This is a genomic window from Paenilisteria rustica, assembly GCF_013820765.1.
Lineage (GTDB): Bacteria > Bacillota > Bacilli > Lactobacillales > Listeriaceae > Listeria_A > Listeria_A rustica.
Map to the genome: position 1 here is coordinate 40,314 of NZ_JABJVM010000015.1, position 25,581 is coordinate 65,894.

At 42.0% G+C, this 25,581-nt stretch carries 29 protein-coding genes, 1 pseudogene and 2 other annotated features; of the genes and pseudogenes, 24 read left to right on the top strand and 6 right to left on the bottom strand.

Annotated elements, in window-relative coordinates; translation table 11 throughout:
• Window positions 1-918 precede the first annotated feature (918 nt).
• Window positions 919-1,251 (top strand): putative DNA-binding protein, encoded by a 333-nt coding sequence (locus HPK16_RS12780; protein WP_181677331.1) that lies wholly within the window; start codon window positions 919-921, stop codon window positions 1,249-1,251.
• Window positions 1,252-1,263: 12 nt separating this feature from the next.
• Window positions 1,264-2,619, top strand: a complete 1,356-nt coding sequence (gene ffh, locus HPK16_RS12785; RefSeq protein ID WP_181677332.1) for a signal recognition particle protein — start codon at window positions 1,264-1,266, stop codon at window positions 2,617-2,619.
• Between the two features lie 108 nt (window positions 2,620-2,727).
• On the opposite strand, the pseudogene HPK16_RS12790 reads toward ffh, so the two are convergent.
• Together HPK16_RS12790 and HPK16_RS12795 are read right to left on the bottom strand one after the other, a co-directional pair.
• Window positions 2,728-4,001 (bottom strand): annotated as a pseudogene (locus HPK16_RS12790) (IS3 family transposase).
• A gap of 141 nt (window positions 4,002-4,142) precedes the next feature.
• Complete coding sequence (locus HPK16_RS12795) at window positions 4,143-4,961, bottom strand: hypothetical protein (protein WP_181677333.1); 819 nt, start codon at window positions 4,959-4,961, stop codon at window positions 4,143-4,145.
• 311 nt (window positions 4,962-5,272) lie between these two features.
• On the opposite strand from HPK16_RS12795, the gene HPK16_RS12800 reads away from it, so the two are divergent.
• The 7 genes from HPK16_RS12800 to HPK16_RS12830 all read left to right on the top strand — a co-directional run bounded on the left by HPK16_RS12800 (window position 5,273) and on the right by HPK16_RS12830 (window position 9,891).
• Window positions 5,273-6,739, top strand: coding sequence for a poly(glycerol-phosphate) alpha-glucosyltransferase (locus tag HPK16_RS12800; protein WP_181677334.1), 1,467 nt, complete (start codon window positions 5,273-5,275; stop codon window positions 6,737-6,739).
• A 78-nt stretch (window positions 6,740-6,817) separates the two neighbouring features.
• On the top strand, window positions 6,818-7,090 hold the full coding sequence (gene rpsP, locus HPK16_RS12805; protein ID WP_036093318.1) for a 30S ribosomal protein S16: 273 nt from the start codon (window positions 6,818-6,820) through the stop codon (window positions 7,088-7,090).
• Window positions 7,091-7,104: 14 nt separating this feature from the next.
• Window positions 7,105-7,335, top strand: a complete 231-nt coding sequence (locus HPK16_RS12810; protein ID WP_036072758.1) for a KH domain-containing protein — start codon at window positions 7,105-7,107, stop codon at window positions 7,333-7,335.
• 552 nt (window positions 7,336-7,887) lie between these two features.
• Complete coding sequence (locus tag HPK16_RS12815) at window positions 7,888-8,274, top strand: YlqD family protein (RefSeq protein ID WP_181677335.1); 387 nt, start codon at window positions 7,888-7,890, stop codon at window positions 8,272-8,274.
• 10 nt (window positions 8,275-8,284) lie between these two features.
• Complete coding sequence (rimM, locus tag HPK16_RS12820) at window positions 8,285-8,803, top strand: ribosome maturation factor RimM (protein WP_181677336.1); 519 nt, start codon at window positions 8,285-8,287, stop codon at window positions 8,801-8,803.
• Window positions 8,804-9,544 (top strand): tRNA (guanosine(37)-N1)-methyltransferase TrmD, encoded by a 741-nt coding sequence (gene trmD, locus HPK16_RS12825; RefSeq protein WP_181677337.1) that lies wholly within the window; start codon window positions 8,804-8,806, stop codon window positions 9,542-9,544.
• Window positions 9,545-9,546: 2 nt separating this feature from the next.
• Window positions 9,547-9,891: a hypothetical protein gene (locus tag HPK16_RS12830; protein ID WP_181677338.1), complete on the top strand. Its 345-nt coding sequence runs from the start codon at window positions 9,547-9,549 to the stop codon at window positions 9,889-9,891.
• A 48-nt stretch (window positions 9,892-9,939) separates the two neighbouring features.
• Here the strand turns inward: HPK16_RS12830 and HPK16_RS12835 are convergent, their stop codons facing one another.
• Window positions 9,940-10,644, bottom strand: a complete 705-nt coding sequence (locus HPK16_RS12835; protein ID WP_181677339.1) for an MBL fold metallo-hydrolase — start codon at window positions 10,642-10,644, stop codon at window positions 9,940-9,942.
• A 197-nt stretch (window positions 10,645-10,841) separates the two neighbouring features.
• Between HPK16_RS12835 and rplS the strand changes: the two genes are divergently transcribed.
• Window positions 10,842-11,186, top strand: a complete 345-nt coding sequence (gene rplS / locus HPK16_RS12840; RefSeq protein ID WP_036064629.1) for a 50S ribosomal protein L19 — start codon at window positions 10,842-10,844, stop codon at window positions 11,184-11,186.
• 110 nt (window positions 11,187-11,296) lie between these two features.
• Complete coding sequence (locus tag HPK16_RS12845) at window positions 11,297-11,692, top strand: VOC family protein (RefSeq protein ID WP_181677340.1); 396 nt, start codon at window positions 11,297-11,299, stop codon at window positions 11,690-11,692.
• A 233-nt stretch (window positions 11,693-11,925) separates the two neighbouring features.
• On the opposite strand, the gene HPK16_RS12850 is transcribed toward HPK16_RS12845, so the two are convergent.
• Window positions 11,926-12,987: a type I restriction endonuclease gene (locus HPK16_RS12850; RefSeq protein WP_181677341.1), complete on the bottom strand. Its 1,062-nt coding sequence runs from the start codon at window positions 12,985-12,987 to the stop codon at window positions 11,926-11,928.
• A 133-nt stretch (window positions 12,988-13,120) separates the two neighbouring features.
• Between HPK16_RS12850 and HPK16_RS12855 the strand changes: the two genes are divergently transcribed.
• The 6 genes from HPK16_RS12855 (at window position 13,121) to HPK16_RS12880 (ending at window position 17,075) form a co-directional block, all read left to right on the top strand.
• Window positions 13,121-13,366, top strand: a complete 246-nt coding sequence (locus HPK16_RS12855; RefSeq protein WP_181677342.1) for a hypothetical protein — start codon at window positions 13,121-13,123, stop codon at window positions 13,364-13,366.
• Window positions 13,367-13,490: 124 nt separating this feature from the next.
• Window positions 13,491-13,629, top strand: a sequence feature (ribosomal protein L20 leader region).
• Window positions 13,630-13,673: 44 nt separating this feature from the next.
• Window positions 13,674-14,189: a translation initiation factor IF-3 gene (gene infC, locus HPK16_RS12860; protein ID WP_103035007.1), complete on the top strand. Its 516-nt coding sequence runs from the start codon at window positions 13,674-13,676 to the stop codon at window positions 14,187-14,189.
• A 21-nt stretch (window positions 14,190-14,210) separates the two neighbouring features.
• Complete coding sequence (gene rpmI, locus HPK16_RS12865) at window positions 14,211-14,411, top strand: 50S ribosomal protein L35 (protein ID WP_036064633.1); 201 nt, start codon at window positions 14,211-14,213, stop codon at window positions 14,409-14,411.
• Window positions 14,412-14,475: 64 nt separating this feature from the next.
• Window positions 14,476-14,835 (top strand): 50S ribosomal protein L20, encoded by a 360-nt coding sequence (gene rplT, locus HPK16_RS12870; RefSeq protein WP_036062116.1) that lies wholly within the window; start codon window positions 14,476-14,478, stop codon window positions 14,833-14,835.
• A gap of 133 nt (window positions 14,836-14,968) precedes the next feature.
• A complete protein-coding gene (locus tag HPK16_RS12875; protein WP_181677343.1) occupies window positions 14,969-16,048 on the top strand; it encodes a M42 family metallopeptidase in 1,080 nt (359 codons plus the stop codon).
• A gap of 43 nt (window positions 16,049-16,091) precedes the next feature.
• Window positions 16,092-17,075 (top strand): NAD-dependent epimerase/dehydratase family protein, encoded by a 984-nt coding sequence (locus HPK16_RS12880; protein ID WP_181677344.1) that lies wholly within the window; start codon window positions 16,092-16,094, stop codon window positions 17,073-17,075.
• A 45-nt stretch (window positions 17,076-17,120) separates the two neighbouring features.
• Here the strand turns inward: HPK16_RS12880 and HPK16_RS12885 are convergent, their stop codons facing one another.
• Entirely contained in the window at window positions 17,121-18,467 is a 1,347-nt protein-coding gene (locus HPK16_RS12885; RefSeq protein ID WP_181677345.1) for a sodium-dependent transporter, read from the bottom strand.
• Window positions 18,468-18,610: 143 nt separating this feature from the next.
• On the opposite strand from HPK16_RS12885, the gene HPK16_RS12890 reads away from it, so the two are divergent.
• The 3 genes from HPK16_RS12890 to HPK16_RS12900 all read left to right on the top strand — a co-directional run bounded on the left by HPK16_RS12890 (window position 18,611) and on the right by HPK16_RS12900 (window position 20,256).
• Window positions 18,611-19,369: a TrmH family RNA methyltransferase gene (locus HPK16_RS12890; protein WP_181677346.1), complete on the top strand. Its 759-nt coding sequence runs from the start codon at window positions 18,611-18,613 to the stop codon at window positions 19,367-19,369.
• An 81-nt stretch (window positions 19,370-19,450) separates the two neighbouring features.
• Complete coding sequence (locus tag HPK16_RS12895) at window positions 19,451-19,720, top strand: hypothetical protein (protein WP_181677347.1); 270 nt, start codon at window positions 19,451-19,453, stop codon at window positions 19,718-19,720.
• A 29-nt stretch (window positions 19,721-19,749) separates the two neighbouring features.
• A complete protein-coding gene (locus HPK16_RS12900; protein WP_281368046.1) occupies window positions 19,750-20,256 on the top strand; it encodes a DUF6036 family nucleotidyltransferase in 507 nt (168 codons plus the stop codon).
• Window positions 20,257-20,299: 43 nt separating this feature from the next.
• On the opposite strand, the gene HPK16_RS12905 is transcribed toward HPK16_RS12900, so the two are convergent.
• On the bottom strand, window positions 20,300-20,644 hold the full coding sequence (locus HPK16_RS12905) for a DUF6054 family protein (RefSeq protein WP_181677349.1): 345 nt from the start codon (window positions 20,642-20,644) through the stop codon (window positions 20,300-20,302).
• Window positions 20,645-20,819: 175 nt separating this feature from the next.
• Here HPK16_RS12905 and HPK16_RS12910 point away from each other — a divergent pair, with 175 nt between their 5' ends.
• From HPK16_RS12910 to HPK16_RS12925, 4 genes are all read left to right on the top strand, one after another.
• On the top strand, window positions 20,820-21,155 hold the full coding sequence (locus HPK16_RS12910) for a winged helix-turn-helix transcriptional regulator (protein WP_181677350.1): 336 nt from the start codon (window positions 20,820-20,822) through the stop codon (window positions 21,153-21,155).
• A gap of 112 nt (window positions 21,156-21,267) precedes the next feature.
• Window positions 21,268-21,504 (top strand) — a binding site (T-box leader).
• Between the two features lie 45 nt (window positions 21,505-21,549).
• The gene (gene pheS / locus HPK16_RS12915) at window positions 21,550-22,590 is read left to right on the top strand and encodes a phenylalanine--tRNA ligase subunit alpha (RefSeq protein ID WP_181677351.1); all 1,041 of its coding nucleotides are present in this window, start codon (window positions 21,550-21,552) and stop codon (window positions 22,588-22,590) included.
• Window positions 22,591-22,604: 14 nt separating this feature from the next.
• Window positions 22,605-25,013: a phenylalanine--tRNA ligase subunit beta gene (gene pheT / locus HPK16_RS12920; RefSeq protein ID WP_181677352.1), complete on the top strand. Its 2,409-nt coding sequence runs from the start codon at window positions 22,605-22,607 to the stop codon at window positions 25,011-25,013.
• Between the two features lie 102 nt (window positions 25,014-25,115).
• Window positions 25,116-25,562, top strand: coding sequence for a MarR family winged helix-turn-helix transcriptional regulator (locus HPK16_RS12925; RefSeq protein WP_181677353.1), 447 nt, complete (start codon window positions 25,116-25,118; stop codon window positions 25,560-25,562).
• Window positions 25,563-25,581 lie beyond the last annotated feature (19 nt).

Here is a 25,581-nt window from a genome sequence, read left to right on the forward strand (position 1 = left end):
TGCATAGCTCCTTTAGCGTTGAGATGTTTTTATTATAGCACAAATGTTTGGGGTTGGGGGTTTCTTCACGCTGGGTCTAGCTTTGTTGTGGCTCTTATGAGGCATTACTCGCCGATTTAGAGCCTCAATACGAGTGCGAACAGAGTGAGCATTCGTTCCTTGTTGAGATTCTTGAAAAGCGTAGTGTGCTTTTTTAGAACCTCAATAGGCAGTTGAATGCAATGAAACTGCCTTCCTTTTAGCTAACTCCTCGAAAACTGGAGCGGCCTCCATAAAGAGCAAATACTATTCTTAGTGTAGCGGAAATCATGCTCTGCGTTCGTTTGGCGGTTGCTTCACGGTCGGGCTAGCTTCAAGAGCCAGCCTCTCGGAAATTTCGTGGCCTCCGCAAAAATCAAAAGAGGATTTTCACTGCGCCCCCCCTATGTTGTGGTTCTTATGAGGCATTACTCGCCGATTTAGAGCCTCAATACGAGTGCGAACAGAGTGAGCATTCGCTCCTTGTACGCGTTATGGCCTGTGCCTCCGATCTAGCTTTGTTGAGATTCTTGAAAAGCGTAGTGTGCTTTTTTAGAACCTCAATAGGCAGTTGAATGCAATGAAACTGCCTTCCTTTTAGCTAACTCCTCGAAAACTGGAGCAGTCTCCATAAAGAGCAAATACTATTCTTAGTGTAGCGGGAATCATGCTCTGCGTTCGTTTGGCGGTTGCTTCATGGTCGGGCTAGCTTCAAGAGCCAGCCTCTCGGAAATTTCGTGGCCTCCGCAAAAATCAAAAGAGGATTTTCACTGCGCCCCCTAACAATTTCTGTCGAGGCTAACGGGCTCTTTCAGCTTTTCAATGCTTGACATCCCCCATTTTTCCACGTATTCTTATATAGTATAAGCGGGTTTTGGCTAGGGAAGGAACGATGCGGATATGTTTGAGAAAACGACGCGGATGAATTTTTTGATTGATATCTATGATTCGCTTTTAACAGAGAAGCAGCGGTCCTATGTTTCGCTTTATTATTTGGAGGATTTGTCGCTTGGTGAGATTGCTGAGGAGTATGAGGTGAGTCGGCAGGCGGTGTATGATAATATTAAGCGGACCGAGGCGGTGCTCGAGAATTATGAAGAAAAGCTTGGCGTTTTAAAGAAATATCAGGAGCGTGAGCAATTAATTGAGCATCTGGAACGACGATTACAGGAAGAACAAGTGTTAGACAATGAAGTGGCTGGGCTGCTTCAACAACTTAAAAATATGGATTAGGAGGCGGCGCACATGGCATTTGAAGGATTAGCCGGCCGATTACAAGAAACGATGAACAAAATCCGCGGAAAAGGGAAAGTGAATGAGGCGGATGTAAAAGAAATGATGCGTGAGGTCCGACTTGCTTTGCTGGAAGCGGATGTTAACTTTAAAGTAGTCAAACAATTTATCAAAATAGTAAGCGAGCGTGCTGTCGGTAGCGAGGTTATGAAGAGCCTAACGCCTGGTCAGCAAGTCATCAAAATTGTCCAAGAAGAACTGACGACGTTGATGGGCGGCGAGGAAAGTAAGATTGCCGTTGCTGATAAGCCACCGACTGTTGTCATGATGGTTGGACTTCAAGGGGCCGGTAAAACAACAACTACTGGTAAACTTGCGAACTTACTACGTAAAAAATATAATCGTAAACCACTTCTCGTGGCGGCGGATATTTATCGTCCAGCGGCCATTAAACAATTGGAAACGTTGGGAAATCAGTTGGATATGCCAGTCTTTTCTCTAGGTGATCAAGTCAGTCCTGTCGAAATTGCCAAACAGGCGATTGCGAAGGCGAAAGAGGATCATCTGGATTATGTGTTGATTGATACGGCGGGGCGTCTTCATATTGATACGGAGTTAATGGATGAATTGGTAGCGGTGAAAGAAATCGCTAATCCGTCTGAGATTTTACTCGTTGTCGATTCGATGACAGGGCAAGATGCGGTAAATGTAGCGGAAAGTTTTAATGCGCAGTTAGATATTACTGGTGTTGTCTTAACAAAACTTGATGGGGATACACGTGGTGGTGCGGCGCTTTCTATCCGTTCTGTGACGGAGAAACCTATCAAATTTGTCGGTATGGGCGAGAAGATGGAGGCACTCGAAAGTTTCCATCCAGACCGAATGGCATCTCGTATTCTTGGCATGGGTGATGTGTTATCTCTCATTGAGAAGGCGCAGGTTTCAGTCGACGAGGACAAGGCGCGTGAGCTTGAGCAGAAAGTCAAAGATATGTCGATGACGCTGGATGATTTCTTGGAGCAACTGCAACAAGTACGCCAAATGGGGCCACTTGATGAGCTTCTAAAAATGATGCCAGGTGCGAATAAAATGAAAGGTCTCGATAATATGAACGTTGATGAAAAGCAATTGACGCATATTGAGGCAATCATTAAATCGATGACAAAAGCGGAGAAAGACCATCCGGATATCATTAATGCAAATCGACGCAAACGTATTGCACGCGGTTCAGGACGTCCAATTCAAGAGGTCAATCGACTTTTAAAACAGTTTAATGAAATGAAAAAAATGATGAAACAGATGTCCGGTGCGGGTGGAAAAGGCAAGAAAAAACGTGGCGGATTAGGTAATTTTAAAATGCCGTTTTAATAAAAAAGAAATAAAAAAACATAGCGAAAAGCTATGTTTAAAGTGGTACCCATGTCAAGGATACTTATAAAAAAAGAATTAAGCACTTGTTAGAAGATGGTTTCTGTATTATACGGGAGCCATCTTTTTGAGGTTCCATTGATAGCGATAATTATTATAGTAAATCATATAGTAGTCTATTTTCGATTTCAGGGCGGCTAGGGTATCAAACAATATCATCTTTAAAATGGCCAAATAAGGACTCCTGCGGAGCGTTATCCCAGCAGTTTCCTCGGTGAGACAAGATTGGCCTAAGTCGTATTTTTTTAAGATCTTTTGATAGATAGGGCTAGTGTAAAGGCTTCCTTGATCGGAGTGAATAAAGGCATCTTTGTGTAAGTTATATTTCCGTTTTTTGAGCTTTTTAATCGTTTGTATCGCAATGTCTAATGTGATTCTATCGGACGTGTGGTAAGCTAAAATCTCATTGGTGGAACCATCTTTAATGGTCGATAAATAGGCCATTTGTCGCTTGCCGTAGGGAAGATAGGTAGTGTTTGTGAGTAGGACCTTTCCGGGAATAGCTTGCTTAAATTGGCGTTTCAATTGATTTGGAATGACGCGATGCTTTTGGGTTGCCTTGGCAATTCGTTTATAAGGATTCGGTTTACGATGTGGGCAAACGATGTCGTACTTCCGCATAATCCTACGGATTTTCTTACGGCTATAAATGATGCCAAATTCATTCTCTAGTATCATTTTGATACTTCTAGCGCCCTTTTTGAAACCGCGACGATGGAAAGCATATCACGCGATGCTTCGTCTTGATTTTCTCGCTGTGTTCGCTGCGATTGACACTGTAGATACCGATAATAGCCAGATCTAGACACCTCTAATAAACTACAGAAATAGCTAACGTAGCGAGAAAAGTTGTTATTTGAGACCAGTGTTTGAATCCATTGAAATTTCATAGCCGTTGTTAATTTATTTTTTCTTATGAAGCACCTTCCTTCTATCTTCTCGAGCTTTTTTAGAACCTCTACTTGTTCTTCTAATACAGCTATTCTTGCTTGTTGTCGTTGGATTGTCTCTTCAGGTGTCAGTACTCGCTTGAGATTTTTTTGAGCCCCTTTACGATTGTCCATCAAACCTATGACACTGTCTTTTTCATAGGCTTTTTTCCAGCGGCTGGCACATTGCTCGACACGTTTCATCCCAAGGATGGCAACATCAAAATGGTGTGCTTCAAAAATAGCGCGTGGTAATTCTCCTGCTAAATAACGCTCTACAAAGATACGCTTGAAAGCGTCGGAGTATGTGATGGTGCGTGGCGAAACGTTTCTTACATTTGGATTTTGTTTTAATTTTTGGATTTCGGCGTTCGAGAATAGTTTTTTGCTCATGATTGCTTCCTTTCTGACGGAGTCATTGTTTTATTGAGTATACAAAAAGTACCTATAGAATGAACTTCTTTTTTGAAGTGTCCATTCTATAGGTACCATTGTAGATGTCCTACCCTTTGCTATTAATACAAAATGGGATTACTAATTGGTGAAAATAATATGCTCGGTATATACTGTGCCATTCGGTTCTGTTACAATAATCACAATTGGCGTCCCTTCTGATAAATACGTATGGAATAGGAACTCAGCAAACGGGCCATTAGGGTGAGCTTCTAACGTGGCTTGTTCATGAAACCCAATCGATGGCACGGAAACATCGATTACAGATCCAAGAACACCTCCCAAAATATCTAGGTAGGTACCACGGTCACCGCCTATAGTAGAATATTCTGCAAAGAAGTAGTCAAGATGTGGGCCAACTACATCTAAAGTTGATACCGCGCCACTAGCCCCTAATAATGGCAAATTGATCAGTCCATCAGCTGTGACTGCTTTGAATCCATATGAGCCAGCTGGAATTGTAATATCTCCACTTAGCTGGTAGGTTGCTGTTCGGCCAGCAGCAATGGTCAACAAATTTAATGGAAGGCGTGCAGAAACCACGCCAGTGTTTGCGTCCACGGAGAGATTTGTTAGTGTACCAAATTTATTACCAAGTAGAGTTGGTACGTTATAATAAATTTTAAATGAGCTTGCTACTTGTGGATTAGCCAGTAACGGTTTGAGTTGGTCATCTACTTTAAAAGCTACGTACTGCGATTGTAAAAGTGAGATTTCTAGTGGTGTCTCCCCGGTTAGAATTAAATTAAGCTCGGAATTATCATATGTCGATGTCAATGTGCTATTTTTTAACAAACTAACACTTGCCGCTTTCGTATCTGTACTAAAGATAGAAACCCCAATCAATAATGCGAATAAAAAGAGTAATCCTAAGAAACTTTTTTTCTTGCGCTTTGTCATTACATTTCCCCCTCAATCTAATTGAAATCATGTTACTAGGATAAGATACCCTGTACGTATCTGATGAAACCCTATTTTGAGATTGTATTGAAAAGAAATTATTTGAAATCGGAATATAATATATTTCAATTTCATGATTCAAAAACGTTGCGGCATAATGACTTTCATAACATCAAAAATGGCTACCTCCCCATGCTACTCAGATAAATACCAAAAAATAACTAGTATCAAGTTTTCAAATCTCTTTGCCTGCGCTATCCTGAAATAGACTGGGTTATTATTCCTGTTAAAACAAAAGTGGAGTTATGAAATTGATTCAAATAGACAAACACGATGCTCATTTTAAAATTGACGCTGCTTACCAGTTCGAGGCGATGCTTTTTTCGGAATGGAACGATATGGCGCTACATACGAAGAAAAATTATTGCCGTCTCGGTGTTTCATTTGATAAGGGCTTTCACACGGCTTTGTTGGAGCAAGAAGTCAATGGAAACGCGATGATACAGCCGAACGAGGATGGATTAGCGCTGAATGTGGAGAATTTAAATCGCTATTTGATACAGTCGCATAAGGAACGTGGGAAATTAGAAATCGAGGCGGATTCGGAAGTCATTGTTTTTGATACGCTTGGTTTTTATTTTGATGGAGAGGTTGTTTTGCCGCTTTATAGTGGGGAATTAAATCATGGGCGACGCATTATTGCACAGTTGGAACCTTCAGAAGTGGAGGAGCTCATCCAGCAATCTGGTGCGTATTTGGCAGATCAAGTTGGTGTGGATGGCGAATTTATCTATGGTTATTTCTCTTGTTTTGATAAGAAAATAAAACATTATAATAGTTTACGTCATGCGAGTTCCACGTATTCGATGCTGGAATCCTATGAAGTGTCTGGCGATTCTAAAATTTTGCAGGCAGCTGAAAAGGCATTGCGCTTTTTGGCTATTGACCTGATTCGGGAGCTGGAAAGCCGCGCTTATGTCATTGAACGCGATAACAATGAGATTAAGCTAGGCGCGAATGCAGCAGCGATTTTGGCTTTTTCGAAATATATGCAGGTGACTAACGATAACACCTATTTGGCGCTTTCGCAGAAATTAGCCAATGCAATTTGTGATCAACAACAGGAAGGTGGTCGGTTTATTCATGTTTTGGAATACCCAACCCTCGCAGTAAAAGACGCTTTTCGGATTATCTATTATGATGGAGAAGCTGTTTTGGGCTTGCTACGTTTATATGATCTTGATCGTGATGCACGCTGGTTGGACGTTGCTACGAAAGCCTTTGATCATTTTATTGACAAAGAGTACTGGAAAAATCATGATCATTGGCTCAGCTACTGTACGAATGAAATAACGAAATACTTGCCGGAAGATCGCTATTTTGAATTTGGTTTAAAGAATGCTTCCGGTCGTTTGGATTTTATTCACGATCGCGAAACAACATTTCCAACCTTTTTAGAGCTGACTGTGGCCACGCATGATATGTGCGAACGGATTGAGGCGGAAAACAAAGCTTATTTGCTCGAAGGTTTTAATCGGGAAAAATTAGAACGTACCATCGAAAAACGTGCGGATTATCAACTGAATGGTTTTTTCTATCCAGAACTGGCAATGTATTACAAAAATCCGGCGCGTATTCTGCATAGTTTCTTTATTCGCCACCATTCGTTCCGCGTTCGAATTGATGATGTGGAACATAATATTTCTGGCTACTGTCGCTATTTAAACCGAATAACAAGCAGTTTGCCAGAAAAAAATAAAGAAAAAATGAAGCTGTAAAGAAAAAACACTTTACAAACAAATCCTTTACTGGTAATATATATACTTGTGTAAGACTTTATGGAGGTGTATATATAAATGGCAGTTAAAATTCGTTTAAAACGTATGGGTTCTAACAAGAAACCTTTCTACCGTATTCAAGTTGCAGATTCTCGTTCTCCACGTGATGGCCGTTCAATCGAAACAGTGGGTACATACAATCCACTACTCAACCCGGCAGAAGTGAAAATCGACGAAGAAGCAGTTTTAAAATGGTTGCATAACGGTGCGAAACCATCTGACACAGTTCGTAACTTGTTGTCAAATGAAGGCATTATGGAAAAATTCCACAATTCAAAACTAGGTAAGTAATAAAGGTCATGGCTATGGAGGATTTAATTCTAACCATCGTAAAGCCTCTTGTTGATCACCAAGATGACGTTGTTGTCTCGGTGGAAGAGAGCGCTACAAGCCTTCTTTATAAGTTATCAGTAAACAAAGATGATATGGGCCGTGTGATAGGCAAGCAGGGACGGATCGCGAAATCGATTCGTACCCTTGTCTACGCCTCAGGCAACCGTAGCGAGAAGAAAGTACGTCTCGAAATCATTGAATGACCGCCCCACATTAAATTGTGAGGTGGTTTTTGTTGTGGTTCTTATGAAGCGTAGTATGCTGAATTAGAACCTCAATATGCATGTGAACGCAGTGAGCAGGTAATCCATTAGTGCTCTTAAATACAGAACAAGAACAAACTAATAGACGAATAAGAAGTCAGCAGACTAAGAGAACCCCAGTATGCATGTGAACGCAGCGCTGGGACTTATGGGTGAATAGTGATTGGTGTTTTTTCTGATGCTGGTTTCCAGTTTCTTTGAGTGGGGAGAAAGATTGGCTTTCTGTGATATCGCTTTTCGCGCCTCCGGATCCAGCTTCAAGAGCCAACCTCTCGGAAATTTCGCGGCCTCCGTAAAAGTCAAAAGAGGACTTTCACTGCGCCCTCTAACAATTAAATTGGTTGTCAGTCTCGCGCCGCTCTACTGCCTATTGACTCACAACATCAAACCAAACGATGGTTTGAAAGCTCATCAACATAAACGTGCTCTTTCAGCTTTTCATGTGTTACAATAAAAGAAACACGCAATCACCGGATAAAAGGAGGGTTCCTCATGAAAATTATCCAAAAAGTGACTGTGAAACAAATTCTTACGGAAAAAAGTAAAGAGAAATTGTTTCAATTCTACTTAGAACAACGGCAAACGTTACAAAAAGAAAGTGATCAGCTGCATTTTGAACAAAAAAAGATGGAGCACAAAAATAAGTTTAATCAAGAATCGGTAAATAGTTATTTTGCGAAAGAAATTGAAATGCGGCAGGAGAAAGTAAAAATTATTGAATTCCAAGTCGAGCAGCTAGAAATTTTACCGATTGGAAGTGAAATCAAAGAGCGAGAATTGGAGGCAATCCTAGATGTTGCGGTTGGCGATGCTTGGGATGAGACCATTTTTGCGAAAACGATTGTAGTAAAAGATGATGTTATAATAGAAATACGCTAGAGGTGAGAGCATGGAGCAGATGTTTAATGTAGGAAAAATAGTGAATACACATGGTTTAATGGGAGAGATTCGCGTTATTTCGCAGACAGATTTTGCGGATGAGCGTTTTGCCGTAGGGAATGAGTTATTTTTATTCGCAAAGGATAGCAAGAAGCCTGAAAAACTGGTTATTAAGACGCATCGGAAGCATAAGAATTTTGACTTGTTGACGTTTGAGGGGATTATTGGTATTAATAATGTCGAGCGAATGAGGGACGGGATGCTGAAAGTGCCGGAATCGCAGCTTGGTGATTTGGAGGAAAACGAGTATTATTTCCACGAGATTATTGGGTGTGAGGTGTACACGGAGGAAGGCGAACTACTCGGAACGATTAGTGAAATCTTGACGCCTGGCGCGAATGATGTGTGGGTCGTGCAGACGAAGGGCCAGAAAGACAAGCTGATTCCGTATATCGCGGACGTTGTGCAGTCGGTTAACATCAAGGATAAGAAAATCACGATTTCGGTCATGGAAGGATTGTTTGACTAAATGAAAATGGATGTTTTGTCAATTTTTCCAACGATGTTTGATGGCATGACGGGGAATTCGATTATAAAAAAAACAATTGAAAAAGGACTCGTGGATGTTTCTATTACGGACTTTCGGGAATATGCAGAAGGAAAGCATCAAACGGTTGATGATTATCCATATGGCGGCGGCGCTGGTATGCTTTTGAAGGCGCAACCGATTTTCTCGGCAGTGGAAGCGCTACGGGAAAGAACGCCAGACACGAAACCACGGATTATTTTGATGGATCCAGCTGGCAAACGATTCGATCAGAAATTGGCGGAGGAATTTGCGCAGGAGGAACATTTGATTTTTATTTGTGGTCATTATGAGGGCTATGATGAGCGGATTCGCGAGTTTTTGGTCACAGATGAGGTTTCGATAGGTGATTATATTTTGACGGGTGGCGAAATTGGAGCGATGGCGATGATGGATAGTGTGATTCGTCTGCTTCCTGGGGCGCTTGGAAATGCGGATTCGGCAGTGACGGATTCTTTTTCTACAGGCCTGCTTGAGCACCCGCACTACACGCGACCAGCGCAGTTTCGCGATATGGAGGTTCCGGAAGTACTTTTAAATGGGAATCATAAATTGATCGAAGAATGGCGAGAACGCGAGTCATTGCGCCGTACATGGGAACGCCGACCAGACTTACTTGAAAGTTATACTTTATCTGACCAGCAGCAAAAATGGTTAGAGGAGATAAAAAAAGGAGTGGACTAGGCATGGGGATTTTTAAAAATGAAGAGGCTGAAAATCGGGATGATGTGTTGAATCGTGATGTGGAATCGGTACTTGTATCGACTGGGCCAACAGCAGTAAACCACGATGTTGTACAGGTTGTTTTTGTTCGCAATTATGTGCAAGCGGAGGCGAAAGTAGGTTGGGCCGCGACGTCGGATTTCTCGGGTGTTGTTCGGGGATTGCAAGAACAGGCCCATGAGCTCGGCGGGGATGCGGTACTTAACTGCCACTTCGAGGAACAGTTTATTCGAGAAGAAGATGGCAAACTACTCATGAGTCAACTTGGTTATGGAACGGTTGTCATGACGAAAATTACAAGATTTTAATAGAAAAAACGAATGGAGAGCCAACGCGTGACGGTTCTCCATTCGTTTTTAGTTGAGGCGTTTTTTCGCACGTGCCACGGCTTTTTCGAGGAATGGCATTGGGTTTAGAATCATTTTTCCGTGGCCAACTGCGAGAATGCTCGGATCGTGAAGCATTATTTTTTCAGTGGAGGCGATGCCGGTTTCTAAATCCCACGTTCCCATCGTCGGAAAAGGGAAGAAGGGACGCGTATCGCCCGCAACTGCAATGCCGCCTTGTGTTTGTAGCAAATCTCCGACAATGACGGCTTTGGTGCGATTATCAAAAAAGGAAATGGAGCCAGGCGTGTGACCGGGTGTTTCAATCACAGATAAGGAGCCAATCATGTCACCTTCTACAATTGTTTTGTCCACCTTGACCGGAAATATTTTCGGATAGGAACCTTTGATTGGTTTCTGGGCTTCAAACGCATACGTTGCTGGATTTTTGATTAGTTGTAATTCTCGGTTGGAGATCATAATTTGCGCATCTGGATGGGCTTCTGCAATCGTTTGTAGCGACCCAATATGATCGCCGTGTGCGTGTGTCAAAATAATATACCGGAGCGGCAAGCCAGTGGCAGCGATGTGTTTTAAAATTTTGTTAGCGCTCATTGGTAAGGCTGTATCAATGAGTGTGAGGAAATCGCCGTCTGTTACTAAATAGCAGTTTACTGGGAATAGGAAAGGCAATGTGGTGAGTTGTGTGAGGTTATTTTGCGTCACCGTTTTCATATTGGAGCACACCCTTTCTTTTTTGAAATAGCTAGCGTTATTATACCATATTTTAGCCATCAAGAAAAAACCCTTTACACACCGTGATAAATGTGATAAATTAGATGAGTAACTGGACAGATCCAGTTTTATAACGATGTTCCGCTTCATTACATATGTTGAATGAAAGAATGTCTGTTGGAAGGAGATGAAATGTAATGAATTTGTTAATCAATGAAATTACTAAAAGTCAATTAAATCCAGACGTACCTAGCTTCCGTCCTGGTGATACTGTTCGCCTTCACGTGAAGGTTGTCGAGGGAACTCGCGAACGTATTCAGCTTTTTGAAGGTGTTGTAATCAAACGCCGTGGAGCAGGAATCAGCGAAACTTTCACAGTTCGTAAAATCTCTTATAGTGTTGGCGTTGAGCGTACATTCCCTGTACACACACCGCGTATCGCTAAATTAGAAGTATTACGTCGTGGTAAAGTACGTCGTGCGAAATTGTATTACCTACGTGATCTACGTGGTAAAGCAGCTCGTATTAAAGAAATTCGTTAATTATAAAAAGACGGTCGGCATTGCGCTGATCGTCTTTTTATATATCCCTTGCAAAAAAAGAACCAATCGCGTATTCTGATACTATCAAATAATGGAAAGGAAGTTAAACGATGAAAAAGTTAATTCCTTATTTAACGACGGATCACTGTAAAGAAGCTGTAGCCTATTACCATGCCATTTTTGGAGGAGAAATTCAAAATTTTCAAATGTCAGATGGAATTCCTGGTTTTGAACAGTACCCTAATAAAGTCCTCCACGCAGAAATCGTCATTAACGAAAACTTGACACTCTACCTCAATGATATTTTCCAAACACCGGTTACGGAGGGGAATAGCGTTATATTAGGCTTAGAGTTTGATTCAGAAGAAGAAATCACGAAAATCTATAAAGCACTTGCGGAAGAAGGTAGCATTGAAATGGAACTCCAAGAAGCTTTCTGGGGAGCCGTGCACGCGAAGGTTGTCGATAAATTTGGATTTAGTTGGGAACTGAATTGGGAGAAATAAGAATGAGTCTGAGACAAAACTCAAGATAAAGCAAAGCGCCCTCCCATTTCTTCGGGTAGGACGAAAAATTCTGCTTTATACAAATCGAGCGAAAGCGTTTGTATTCAGGGGATTTGGCGGAAGCCGGAAGCGGAGCATACTGGTGTATGTGAGAACCGGAAGTCCGCCAAATCCCCTGAATGCGAGCGCTTCTCGCCGATTTATCTGGGTTATGTCCCAGACCCATTATGCATTTATTTATACGTTTCTAGTATTGGGACAATCTTATCCGCGTGATTGTAAATATCCAAGACTTCATTAATATCAATTGTTGTTTTTTCTTCATCATTTAGTGTGATAAATTTTCGACTATTATTCACGTGCAGTCTAAGTATCCATTTGCGAATATTATCATCCAAAATGATATTGAAGTACGAACGATTATCCCGGAAGAAAATACGGCTAGTATCAACGGTATCTTTTAAAAGAAGTTTGACAGTTGTAAATGCTTCAAGCTCTTCGTGAGTCGTTTCAATCTCAGCTTCCTCAGCCAAGGAATCTTGTAAAATTTCCTCTATCTCAACGGATGAACTCACATTATTGTTTAGTGCTGCACTCAATTTATTGTTGACTTGATCCGAAATATATTGACGGAACCCGCGCTTGACAACGGGGGTAAACTTATCAATAACAGTCTTTGTTTTCATTCCTTCATAGACTTCATTAATGACAAATTTTACAAACTCTTCACTTGGATTATCAATTTCTTTTTCAATGAATTTCTTGATGTGTCCTAAGTACTTTAAGTCAGAGGCGTTTTTCGAAATGGCTTCCACATCGAAGTTATCCTTATGGAACTTAATAATTTCAGGAATTTGTACATCTTGCAAGTCTGTTAGCGAGAATGTGAAGAATGGGGTAGGGTCCATTTTGTTGGGAGCCTCTAAATCCGTATAAATACGATACTCATCACCATTCGTTAAGATTCCAAATTTTGCAGTTGTGGTACCAAAGTATCTAAAAAGTTGCGAGTCGTGCTTTTTAAGCTGCTCATTAATTGATTTGGCTTCAATCAAAATCAAAGGCTTACCATCAGCCAAGATAGCATAGTCTACTTTTTCACCTTTCTTTATGCCTACATCCGCAATGAATTCTGGTGTGAATTCTAGCGGATTAAAGACATCATAGCCTAGTATTTGAAAAAAAGGCATGATCAAAGATGTTTTTGTGGCTTCTTCAGTGATAATGGATTCTTTCAGTTGCGTAATACGGTCTCCAAGTACTTTTACATTTGCGGTAAATTGGTCTTGTTCCATTTTTATTTCGCTCCCTATTCTAATCTATTTTTGGAAAGTGCTATGTAAGGCCTCCTCATTCATTATAAAAGCTAGTATAATTATATCATGGAATACACATTTTTACATATCTTAGGTGGAGGAGAGAAATAAAATGTATATATTAACAGGTCACAACAACCATATCACGGTCGAAAATCAATCAGGCCAACACTTCCAATTAAACGGCGAACTCGTCCGTGGAGGCTTCATCGCAGACCCGACTTCCATCCGAAACTGGCATAAAGCGGACGAACTAACACCAATCCCCCAGCCTGAAAAAGACGAAATCATGGCGCAAATTATGCAACAAACCATCCACAGCCCATTCAAAATCCTTTTCTCTGAGCCGGGAATTTGAAAAAGTTTCAGAAAGTCCTTGAAAAGCATCCGAAACTTTGATATGATAAGTCTCGTAGTCGAATGAGTAGGTGATTTGACATATGCAGTCTAGCCGTGGTACAATAACTTCTGGTTAATGAATGACAAGAAAGAAGGAGCATCCCGCTTCTCGCCTCGTAAATGTATTTTTGCAGGCAAAGAATTGGAATTATAATTCACGTATGACGTATGTGAATTTTCTGATGTGCGGGTTTGTAATGAAACCGGCGCTTTTTTTATGCGTACTTTCACTTGTTATGAGTAATAATTTATGGAGGTGGCTCACCATTAGCAAAGACATGTTGGTAAACGATGGGATTCGTGCACGTGAATTAAGATTGATTGATCAAGACGGCGAACAGCTTGGTGTAAAAACAAAAGCTGAAGCACTTGAAATTGCGGAGAAAGCCAATTTGGATGTTGTTCTAGTTGCACCGACAGCGAAACCGCCAGTAGCCCGTATTATGGACTATGGTAAATTCCGCTTCGAGCAACAGAAGAAAGACAAAGAAGCTCGCAAGAATCAAAAAATCATCGTAATGAAAGAAGTTCGTTTAAGTCCTACGATTGACGAACACGATTTCGATACGAAACTACGTAACGCGCGCAAGTTCCTTGAAAAAGGCGATAAAGTAAAATGCTCTATCCGCTTTAAAGGGCGTGCGATTACCCATAAAGAAATCGGTCAAAAGGTGCTTGACCGTTTTGCGAAAGAGTGCGAAGACCTTTGTACAATTGAGCAAAGACCAAAAATGGACGGACGTTCAATGTTCTTAGTCCTAGCGCCAATTCAAGAGAAGTAAAGTTCTGAGGAGGAAAAATTCATGCCAAAAATGAAAACTCACCGTGGCTCTGCTAAGCGTTTCAAAAGAACAGGTTCTGGTAAATTAAAACGTTCGCACGGTTACACAAGTCATATGTTCGCAAACAAATCTCAAAAACAAAAACGTAAACTACGTAAAAGTGCGTTAGTTTCAAAAGGTGACTTCAAGCGTATTCGCCAAATGGTCGCTAAAATGAAATAAGCAAGTTTTAATTCGGAAAAACACAGAATCTATTTTTGTGAAAACCCATTAGGAGGTAATTTATATGCCACGCGTAAAAGGCGGAACAGTAACACGCAAACGTCGGAGAAAAGTAATTAAATTAGCGAAGGGCTATTACGGCTCGAAGCATACACTATATAAAGTAGCAAACCAAGCGGTAATGAAATCTTACCAATATGCTTACCGGGATCGTCGTCAAAAGAAACGTGATTTCCGTAAATTATGGATCGCACGTATCAATGCGGCAGCTCGTTTGAATGATCTTTCTTACAGCAAATTCATGCACGGTTTGAAATTAGCCGGCATTGACATGAACCGTAAAATGCTAGCAGATCTTGCTGTACACGATGAAGCAGCTTTCACGCAAATCGCGACACAAGCAAAAGACGCTTTAGCTAAATAATCAATGACATAAGTGGTGGACAGAGAATTTGTTTCTCTATTCACTGCTTATTTTTATGTCTAGAAGTGGTTTTGCCAGAAAAAATCGCGTATACTATAGAAGGAAAAGATGTAATTTCGAGGAGGAACGAAAGATGGATAAACAGTTAGAGATGTTAAAAGAGCTGACCGATGCGAAAGGTATCTCAGGAAATGAGCGTGCGGTGCGCGAAGTATTTAAGAACTACATAGAGCCGCTTGCAGACACATTTGAAACGGACGGCCTTGGCAGTGCGATTGCTACAAAAACCGGAGATGCGAACGGTCCTAAAATCATGATCGCGGGTCACTTAGATGAAGTTGGATTCATGGTGACACAAATCGATGACAAAGGTTTCATCAAATTCCAAACGATTGGTGGCTGGGTCAGTTCTGTGATGCTAGCGCAGCGTGTAACGATTGTGACGCGTTCTGGCGAAGAGGTTACGGGCGTTATCGGTTCGAAGCCACCACATTTGATGAGTGCAGCGGAGCGCCAAAAAGCTTTTGATATTAAAGATATGTTTATCGATGTTGGTGCGGCGGATAAAGAGGAGGTCGTAAGTTGGGGAATTAAGCCCGGCGATATGATCGTTCCTGCGTTCGAATTCACCGTGATGAAAAATGAGAAATATCTCCTTGCGAAAGCGTGGGATAACCGGATTGGACTTGCGATTGCGATTGAAGTATTGCGAAATTTACAAGGTGAAAAGCATCCGAATATTGTCTATGGCGTGGGAACTGTGCAAGAAGAGGTCGGTTTACGTGGTGCTAAAACGTCGGCACATCAAGTGATGCCAGATATCGCATTTGCTGTTGATGTTGGTATTGCAGGAGATACGCCAGGCGTGACGGTGAAAGAAGCAGTCAGCAAAATGGGAGAAGGTCCGCAAATTATTATTTATGATGCATCGATGATTAGCCATACACCGTTGCGGAATTTTGTGACAGATGTGGCGGATGAATTGGAGATTCCATATCAATTCGAGGCGATTGCTGCAGGTGGGACGGATTCTGGTTCGATTCATTTGACTGGTAATGGGATTCCATCGCTGTCGATTACGATTGCGACGCGGTATATTCACTCACATACGTCCATGCTACATCGCGATGACTTCACAAATGCGGTAAAATTGATTACGGAAGTTGTGAAGCGTTTAGATACGGATAAAGTAAAAGAGATTCGTTTAGGTTAAGAAAAAGAGCACCACTTCAGACGAGCTGGGAGGGTTTACAACAGTGAAATCCGTATTTATTCTAGGCGGAACAGGCTTGATTGGTTACGCCGCAACAAAAGCGTTTCTAGACACGGAGGACTATCTGGTCACCACATTCTCCTTGCCGCCAGTGCCAGCAGACGGTGTGCTAGATGCGCGCGCAAAACATCATTTTGGCAATATAAATGATATGTCTGATGCTGAGATTGTGAAATTTTTAAAAGGGCAGGATATTTTTATTTTTGCAGGTGGGGTAAACTCGCATTACATTCCGAAAAAGCCAGCGAAAGCGTTTTTCTTTCAGGCGAATGTAGAGCCTGTGGAACATCTGGCACAGCTCGCGAGACAGGCGGGGGTATCGCGATTTATTCTCTGCACATCGTTCTATAATTATTTTCACGCGTTGTGGCCTGAAATGCAGTTGACGGAGCTTCATCCGTATATTTATGCAAGTGTGGAGCAAGAGATGCGTCTATTGGCTGAGAATGGGAATGGCTTGGAAACAGTTGCTCTGCGCCTACCTTATGTTGTGGGATTGGTTCCGGATCGTGTTTCTGCTTGGAAAATGTACGCCAAACGCTTGCAAAAAAGGGAGTTTCCGCTATACATCGATCATCATAACAAAGCGACGGGTGGTTCATGTTATATGACCGCAAAACAGGTTGGTCAGGCGCTTGTTGGCGCGGCGAACGAGGATGTCGCGCCGAAAAGTTACACACTTGGCTGGCGAAATATCTCAAACGAGTCTTTCTTAATGCAAGCGAAACGTGCTTTACAGTCGGATATCAAAATTAAGACGCTAACATTTCGCGAGATTCAAGCGGTAGCAAGAAAAGAGGCGCATGAGATTGAACTAACGGGTCGCGAGGCAGGGCTTGAACCAGTGGCTTATACAGAATTATTAACCCGAGCCCTTTACGTGGACCCAATCGAGGCGTTAGACGTGCTAGACTACCATACAGACAATGTAGAAAAAGCGATTCAAGAAGTTTTCACAAGTTTATAACGCAAAAAACGATGATGCCTGGACTCTACATCATCGTTTTTGTGTTTATAAAATTCCTAGTTGCTGTAAGAATACAAGGAAAATCGCGATTGGGCATACATATTTTAAAATTAATAACCAAGCCGCGAAAAGTTTGAAGCGAAACGCACCGCCTGATGTAATTTCATCCAGTAAAACTTGGCGTGGCATTCGAAACCCAACAAAGATAGCGATTAAGAAAGCGCCGATTGGAAGTAAGATATTCGATGCAAGATAGTCCGCGATATCGAATAAATTTTTCCCGAAAAGGGTGACATCGGCTAGAACGCCAGTACTTAGTGATGTTGGAATGGCGAGTAATGTAACAATCGCAACAACGATGAGAAGTACGCGTTTTCTGGCTTCAGGTCGTTTTTCGAGGAATGCTGTGACCGGCACTTCGAACAAGTTGAAGCTAGATGTGAGTGCCGCGAATAGGAATAAAACTAAGAATAATAGTAGGAACACAATGCCGAACGGTACTTGGTTAAAAATTGCCGGTAAGACGATAAATAAGAGTCCTGGCCCTGCTTGTGGCTCAATTCCAAATGAGAATGCAGCTGGGAAAATGGCAAGCCCAGCGAATAAAGATACAAGTAAATTCATCAAAGCGATGGTCAGCGCGCTACTCGGCAAGAATACGTCGCGTTTTAAGTAAGAAGCATACGTGATCATCCCGCCAACGCCGACTGCCAGCGAGAAGAAACTTTGTCCAAGCGCTTGTAGAATCCCATCGGACGACAAATCATCGAATTTTGGCTCTAAAAAGTAAGCGACGCCGTCCAACGCATTCGGCAAAGTCAGAGCGTACACAATTAATATGAGTAAAAATAGGAATAAGGCGGGCATCATCCAACGATTTGCGCGCTCAATCCCAGCTGTAATTCCTTTTAGCAATACGAAAAGATTAATCGCAATAAATAGAACCGTCGCTAAAATAACCTGCAGCGGATCATTAGAAGTTGTTACAAAAGCTTCTGTCAATGCATCCACAGACAGCCCTTGAAGTGCTCCGGTCGCGGCTTTCCATATGTAAAGTATTGCCCAACCACCAACCACGCAGTAAAAAGCAAGAATGAAGAAGCACGTGAGAACACCGATGCGTCCCGTCCAATCCCATTTCGTGTTTGGCGCCAATTTTCGATAGGCTGCAATGGTTCCACTCTGCGTATTTCGACCAATAACGAACTCGCCAAGTAAAACGGGCAAGCCGATAAATATCGTAAAGATTGCGAAAATAAGAAAGAAAGCACCACCGCCAGCATTTGCTGTTACATAAGGCATTTTCCAGAGCGCGCCTAATCCGATTGCAGAGCCCGCAGATGCTAAAATAAATCCTAATTTTGAAGTCCATTGTTCCCGATTTGTTTGCATAATAGTTTTAATCTCCCCTTTAGTGCGTTTCATCTTTAACGTATTATACCAGTTTTGCGTAGTAGATAACAACCTGAAAATAAGCTTTTCACGAAACAGGAGGCAATATGCTATAATAGACAGGAATGGGAGCGTGATGAATCGTGGAAATGATCAAATCAACGAAAAACGACCGCGTCAAAAATTGGCGTAAATTGCAAACGAAAAAAGGGAGACAGCAAGAGTTTTCCTACCTGGTAGAAGGGTTTCATCTTGTGGAAGAGGCGCTGCGCCAAGATGGCTTAGTAACGGAGCTAATTGTGGCGCCAAATGTGAAAATACCGGAAGAATGGAATATCACGAATATCCCTGTGTTTTATGTGAATAAAGAAGTGGCGACAAGTATCAGCGAAACAATCACCGACCAAGGCATCTTCGCCGTCGTGAAAATGGAAGATCCGGAAATTATGATGTTATTCGGCAAAAAGTTCTTGTTATTGGATGGTGTACAGGATCCAGGAAACGTCGGGACTTTGATTCGTACAGCCGATGCGGCCGGATATGATGCCGTTGTTCTCGGTCGAGGGAGCGCGGATTTATACAATCCAAAAGTGATTCGCTCGACACAAGGAAGCCATTTCCATATTCCGGTTTTGCAAGCGAGTTTGTTAGACTGGATTGAGCGTTTAGAAGAGGATGGCGTGCCAATTTTTGGAGCTGTTTTAGACGATACCGCGACAAAATTACAGGACGTGGAGCCGCGCGAAACGTTGGCCTTGATGGTTGGTAATGAAGGAAACGGTATCCAGACAGAACTCCAAACACGACTAACGCACAAGGTGTACATACCGATATACGGTGCAAGCGAGTCGCTGAATGTTGCGGTAGCTGCGGGGATTTTGATGTATGGGTTGAGGAAATAGGTCATTATCTGGATTGCGAGTTCTGTTTAAAGCGTGTTAAAATGAAACTAATAAGAATAATGCAGAAAGGAGTGATTTGATATGAGCAGATTTGTTTCCCTATATCGGAAATTGGTTATTCAGTATAAGCAGGTGAAATATCTACAAAGAAGTGAATCTCAAAATACGGAGAGATATCGCGAGCAAGTGCAGGTTTTACGCAAACTCTTACTACATCCGAGTAAATTATTGACTGTAAATAAGCAGGATCGGGATGCAGATTGGCTGAACAAATATATCAATCACTTAAATATGCTTGTTCAGAACGATGCGCTTTATAAAGTTGCAAAAGAAGAGCTGACAGCATTATGATAAATAACACCAATAGATATTTATAGACTTTGCTGGAAGAAGCGAATAAAGAAATGGTTACAAATAACGTCCGTGCGGGCGTTATTTTAATAGGCGGTTTATTAGGGAAATACCTTTTGCAAGATGAATTTCGAGAAACTTTTGATATCGATATTATGATACGGAAAGTGGAAGATGCTACCGGCTTTAGAAAGGTGCTAGACCAATTTTCAATTGATGAGGTTACTGTTGTGGAAATTCCGCCCAAAGAAGAAATAGAATTTGCGGATGTCTTACGTTTTTCTAATCTCACAGTTTATATCCCTACGATTGAATATTTTGCTTTGACTAAACTATTTAGTACTCGTGTCAAAGATGAGGAAGACTTGCAGAAGACTGGAATTTTAAAGCAGTGCAATATAATCGAATTACTGGAAATGATAGATGACTATAAAGCGTTTGTATTGAACCCTAAAAATCGGGATTACAATTTTTATAATATTGATTCTTACCTAAAATTGAATCATATAGATAGAGTGTCTATTATTGAGAAATAAGAAAAACAGTACGAACCTAAAAATCAGGTTCGTACTGTTTTGTCTAGTCTCGCATCTTCACTTCTTTGATAAGCACAGGTTTCAAAGCTGACCTAACACCGCCCATAATACCTTTTGCGGCACTCCAATCGATATTGAATAGGGTGCCAGAGCCTCCTGTTGTAATCATGGTGACTTCGGTGACGTGGTTAAAATCATGCACGACGATGAATAAAGCGGTATGATTACCAGGGCGCAGAGATGTCTGGTCATAGGTTAGCATCCCTTGATGGAACTCGCCGAATTGGCGTAGTTCTTCAAAGCTAAGCTCATTTGTTGATTGGGATAATTTAATTAAATCCATGGTTTCGGCTACGCTACTTTTTACAACATATCTGGATTGAGTCATGATTTACGATCCCTCCAATAACGTTTTACTGCGTCAGCTTATCTGATACTTCTATTTTACGCTTAAATGAGGGATTTTTCAATGCATCTATTCGCTTATTAATTGTAAGCTGGTGAGTTTAAATGAGTTACTTTCTAGCTCGGAATATGATATAATACATTTAGAGGTGAGAACAATGAAAGAAGAAACGCATACAATGTGTCCGAAGTTCGAGAATGCCTTTTCGCTACTTGGTAAGCGTTGGACTGGTCTGATTATTAATGTTTTGCTTGATGGACCGAAACGCTTTAAGGAAATTGCAGGCGAGATTACGCAAATGAGTGATCGTGTCCTTGCAGAGCGCTTAAAAGAGTTAGAAGAATCCGGAATCGTCGTGCGTCATGTGTACCCTGAGACACCTGTTCGCATTGAATATGTACTGACTGAAAAAGGTAAAGGCTTGGAGAAAGTGATGGAGCAAGTGCAGAACTGGGCGGAAACTTGGGTGGAACTAGATCCAGTAGAAAAGTAGTGAGATTTGTGGCACATTGGCATTTCAAACAATGTTTATGTGCCACATTTCTTTTTTTACCTTGAAAAACTTAGCAAAACATACTATAATGGAACGTATCAACTAAATATGCTTAAAGACGTTGAAGGAGACAAGTAGCTTTACGGATTCATTTTTAGGGAGAGGTTATCTCAGACTGCAAATAACCTCACATGATACGTAATTGCGAAAAGTTCAGCTCTGGAGTCGCTGTCGGGACTTATTTGATAAAGAAAGACAGATCGGTGTGAAGCCGTTATTGGAATGAAGTGGATGGCTTTTTGGGCTGTCTATTAGGGTGGTACCGCGTGATTATAACCTCGTCCCTTTGTGGATAAGGTTTTTTATTTTGGCTAAAAATAAGGAGTGAAGTAGCGTGTTAGATCAGTTGGAGCAATTGAAACAAGAGGCTGTGAAGGAAATTGCGGCTGTCGAAAGTTTAGAGACGTTGAACGATTTACGGGTGAAGTATTTAGGTAAAAAGGGACCAATGACGGAAATTATGAAGCAAATGGGGAAATTATCTGCCGAAGAGCGTCCGAAAGTGGGAGCAATCGCAAATGAAGTTCGTGAGCAATTGACGAGCGCGATTCAAGAGAAGCAAGAGGAATTAGGCGCGGCGGAAATCAAGAAGCAACTCGCGAATGAAACCATTGATGTCACGCTTCCTGGAACGACTGCGAAAGAAGGCACGGCGCATTTATTGACGCAAGTTATCGAAGAGATTGAAGACTTGTTTATCGGAATGGGCTACACGATTGCTGAGGGTCCAGAAGTTGAGAAGGATTACTATAATTTCGAGGCGTTGAATTTGCCGAAAGATCACCCAGCGCGCGATATGCAAGATAGTTTTTACATTACGGAAAATACGTTATTGCGCACACAAACGTCTCCCGTTCAGGCACGCGTGATGGAGCAACACGATTTTGTGAATGGACCGATTAAAATTATTTGCCCTGGTAAAGTGTACCGCCGTGATAACGATGACGCAACGCATTCCCATCAGTTTACGCAAATTGAGGGCTTGGTTGTAGATGAGAATATTACGTTGGCTGACTTAAAAGGAACGCTGACTGTGCTTGCGAAGAAAATGTTTGGAGAAGAGCGCGATGTTAGATTGCGTCCGAGTTTCTTCCCGTTCACAGAGCCTTCTGTTGAGATGGATATTTCGTGTTTCAAATGTGGCGGTGAAGGTTGTCGCGTATGTAAAGGCACTGGTTGGATTGAAATTCTTGGTTCTGGTATGGTGCATCCGAATGTCCTTGAAATGTCAGGAATCGATTCAAAAAAATATAGCGGTTTTGCCTTTGGAATGGGTCCAGAGCGTGTCGCGATGTTGAAATATGCGGTGGATGATATTCGTCACCTGTACACAAACGATTTGCGGTTTACAAAACAATTTTCGGTGAAAGAATAAGGGGGCGAAGAGGCATGTTAGTATCATATCAATGGGTAAAAGAATATTTTCCAAATCTGGCGGTTTCAGCAGAAGAGCTAGGAGAACGTATTACGCGTGGCGGGATTGAAATAGAAGGCGTGGAACATTTAAACGCTGAAATCTCGAATGTCGTAGTTGGGGAAGTCATCACATGTGAGAAACATCCGAATGCGGATACATTAAATAAATGTACGGTGAATGTTGGCGAAGTGGAGCCGATTCAAATTATTTGTGGCGCGCCAAATGTTGCTGTTGGTCAAAAAGTAATTGTTGCTCGCGTTGGTGCGAAATTGCCAGGGGGCATGAAAATTAAGCGTGCGAAATTGCGTGGGGAAGTCTCGGAAGGCATGATTTGCTCATTACAAGAGTTAGGTTTTGAAGGGAAAACGATTCCGAAAGCAGTGGCAGATGGGATTTTTGTATTGCCGGTGGAAGTGGAAGTTGGCGCGGATGCGACGGTGCTACTTGGCTTGGATGATGCGATTTTGGATATGGCCATTACGCCGAACCGAGCGGATGCGCTTAGCATGACGGGTGTTGCCTATGAAGTTGGCGCGATTGTGGATCAAAAACCGGTGTTTGATGCGATCCCGGAAGTAGCTACGCAAGGCGATGTGGCAGAATATGTGCAAGTGAGCGTGAAAGATGCTGATACGACGCCATTTTATGGGATGCAAGTTATTAAGGACGTTGTCGTTCGCGAATCGCCGCTTTGGTTACAAACGAAGCTGATGAAAGCCGGGATTCGTCCGCATAACAATGTTGTTGACGTGACGAATTATATTTGTTTGAAATACGGTCAGCCACTACATGCTTTTGACTACGCGCGACTTGGTAGCAAAGAAATTCTTGTTCGTTTGGCTACGGATGGGGAAGAAATCGTAACACTCGACGGAGAAGCACGTACGCTTAATACAGGACATGCAGTGATTACGAATGGGACAACTCCGATTGCGATTGCAGGCGTGATGGGTGGCGAAACGTCAGAGGTTATCGAAACAACGACGACGGTTGCCCTTGAAGGTGCCATTTTTAGCAGTAGTTATATTGGACGCGCGTCTCGGGAGCTTAATTTGAGAACCGAGGCGAGTATCCGTTACGATAAAGGTAGCGATGCGTGGAAAGTGGAAAAAGCGTTGCAACACGGTGCGGCATTGATTGCTGAACTGGCAGGCGGAACACTTGTCGGAGGTATGGCGGCTGTGGATAATCGCTCCAAAACCGAGAACGTTATTGAAACAACATTGACGCGGATTAATCGTGTTTTAGGAACTGAAATCAGCCAGGCAGAAGTACAAGCCATTTTTGCAAAATTACAGTTTGATTTGGCGGTGGAAGGTGATACATTAACAATTACCGTTCCGTCGCGCCGTTGGGATATCCTAATTGAAGCGGATATTTTTGAAGAAGTCGCGCGTATTTATGGCTACGATAAAATTCCATCGACATTGCCGAACAGTGTTTCAGCGGGTCATTTGACAGTGGAACAAGCAGCTAAAAGAACGATTCGTCGCTATTTGGAAGGCGCTGGGCTTAATCAAGCGCTGACGTATTCTTTAACTACTGAACAAGCGGCAACAAAATTAGCGCTCTCAGAAGAAAAAGCCGTATCACTTTCTATGCCGATGAGTGAGGAACACAGCCATTTACGGACGAGCATTGTGCCTCAACTTTTAAAAGCAGCGAGCTACAATGTGGCGCGTAAGAATAGCAATGTCGCACTATACGAATTAGGTACGGTTTTCTATGCGACAGAAGGCGATAATTTACCGCTTGAAACTGAACATTTAGCGGGACTTATCACAGGAAACTGGCGAGAAGCAGACTGGCAAAAACAAGAGAAGCAAGTCGACTTCTTCTTATTAAAAGGTATGGTCGAGGGTGTCGTTGCGAAACTTGGACTAGAGGAAACTTTGGAATGGGTGCAAACAGAAAAACAAGATTTACATCCTGGAAGAACAGCATCGATCTCACTAGCCGGCGAGGAAATCGGTTATTTAGCACAAATACATCCATCACTCGCCGCTGACCTTGATTTGAAAGAAACGTATGTGTTTGAGCTGGATGCCGCCAAACTTTTAGCAGCACCGAAAAAAGCAGTGGCATACCATACGATTCCTAGATTCCCAAGTATGACGCGCGATATTGCTTTGCTGGTAAACAAAGAAGTGAGTCAAGCTGCGCTAGAAAATGAAATCAAAGCACAAGCTGGAAAACTCTTAACGAACATCCAACTTTTCGATATTTTTGAAGGTGAAAAACTTGGGGCAGATAAAAAATCAATGGCTTACACGCTCACTTTCCTCGATCCTGAACGCACATTGACGGACGAAGAAGTGACGAAAGCCAACCAAGCGATTGTTACAGCGCTTGAAACGAAATTTGACGCGGTAATTCGATAATATGTGAAACTGTTCTTTTCCTACCCTGGAAGAGAGCAGTTTTTTTGCACCATTTTGTTATTTAGGGTATAGTAAATAAATAGTTTAGGGGGTGAACTTGTTTTGGAGAAAAATAAAGTAAGACAACTAATTAAAAGCTACGAAGAAACCTACATATTTGCTACAAGGCAACTACATGACGCGATTGCGGAACAAATTTTAGGGAAGCAGGGCATTTCCTTTGAACAATTTTTGGTGTTGCGTTATTTAGCGGAGCATGGTGAATCTAGTCCAAATGATTTGGCGACGGCGCTTAGCATGCACAAAAGCGCGATTACCGCTAAGATTAACCGGCTAGTCGAGAAAGAGCTCATTCATCGCATGAAAAATGCAGAAGATAAGCGCGGATTTAGGTTAACGGTAACGAATAATGGGGAAAAGGTATACCAAGAGTGCGAACAAAAACTAGAGGAACTCGTTGCCAGCTGGCTTGAAATATTAGGCGAGGAAGACAGCGAACAATTTTTAGCGTTGTATAAAAAAATAACGGAGTCAGTCATCGGGAAATAAAAAGGGAGGACTGTATCAA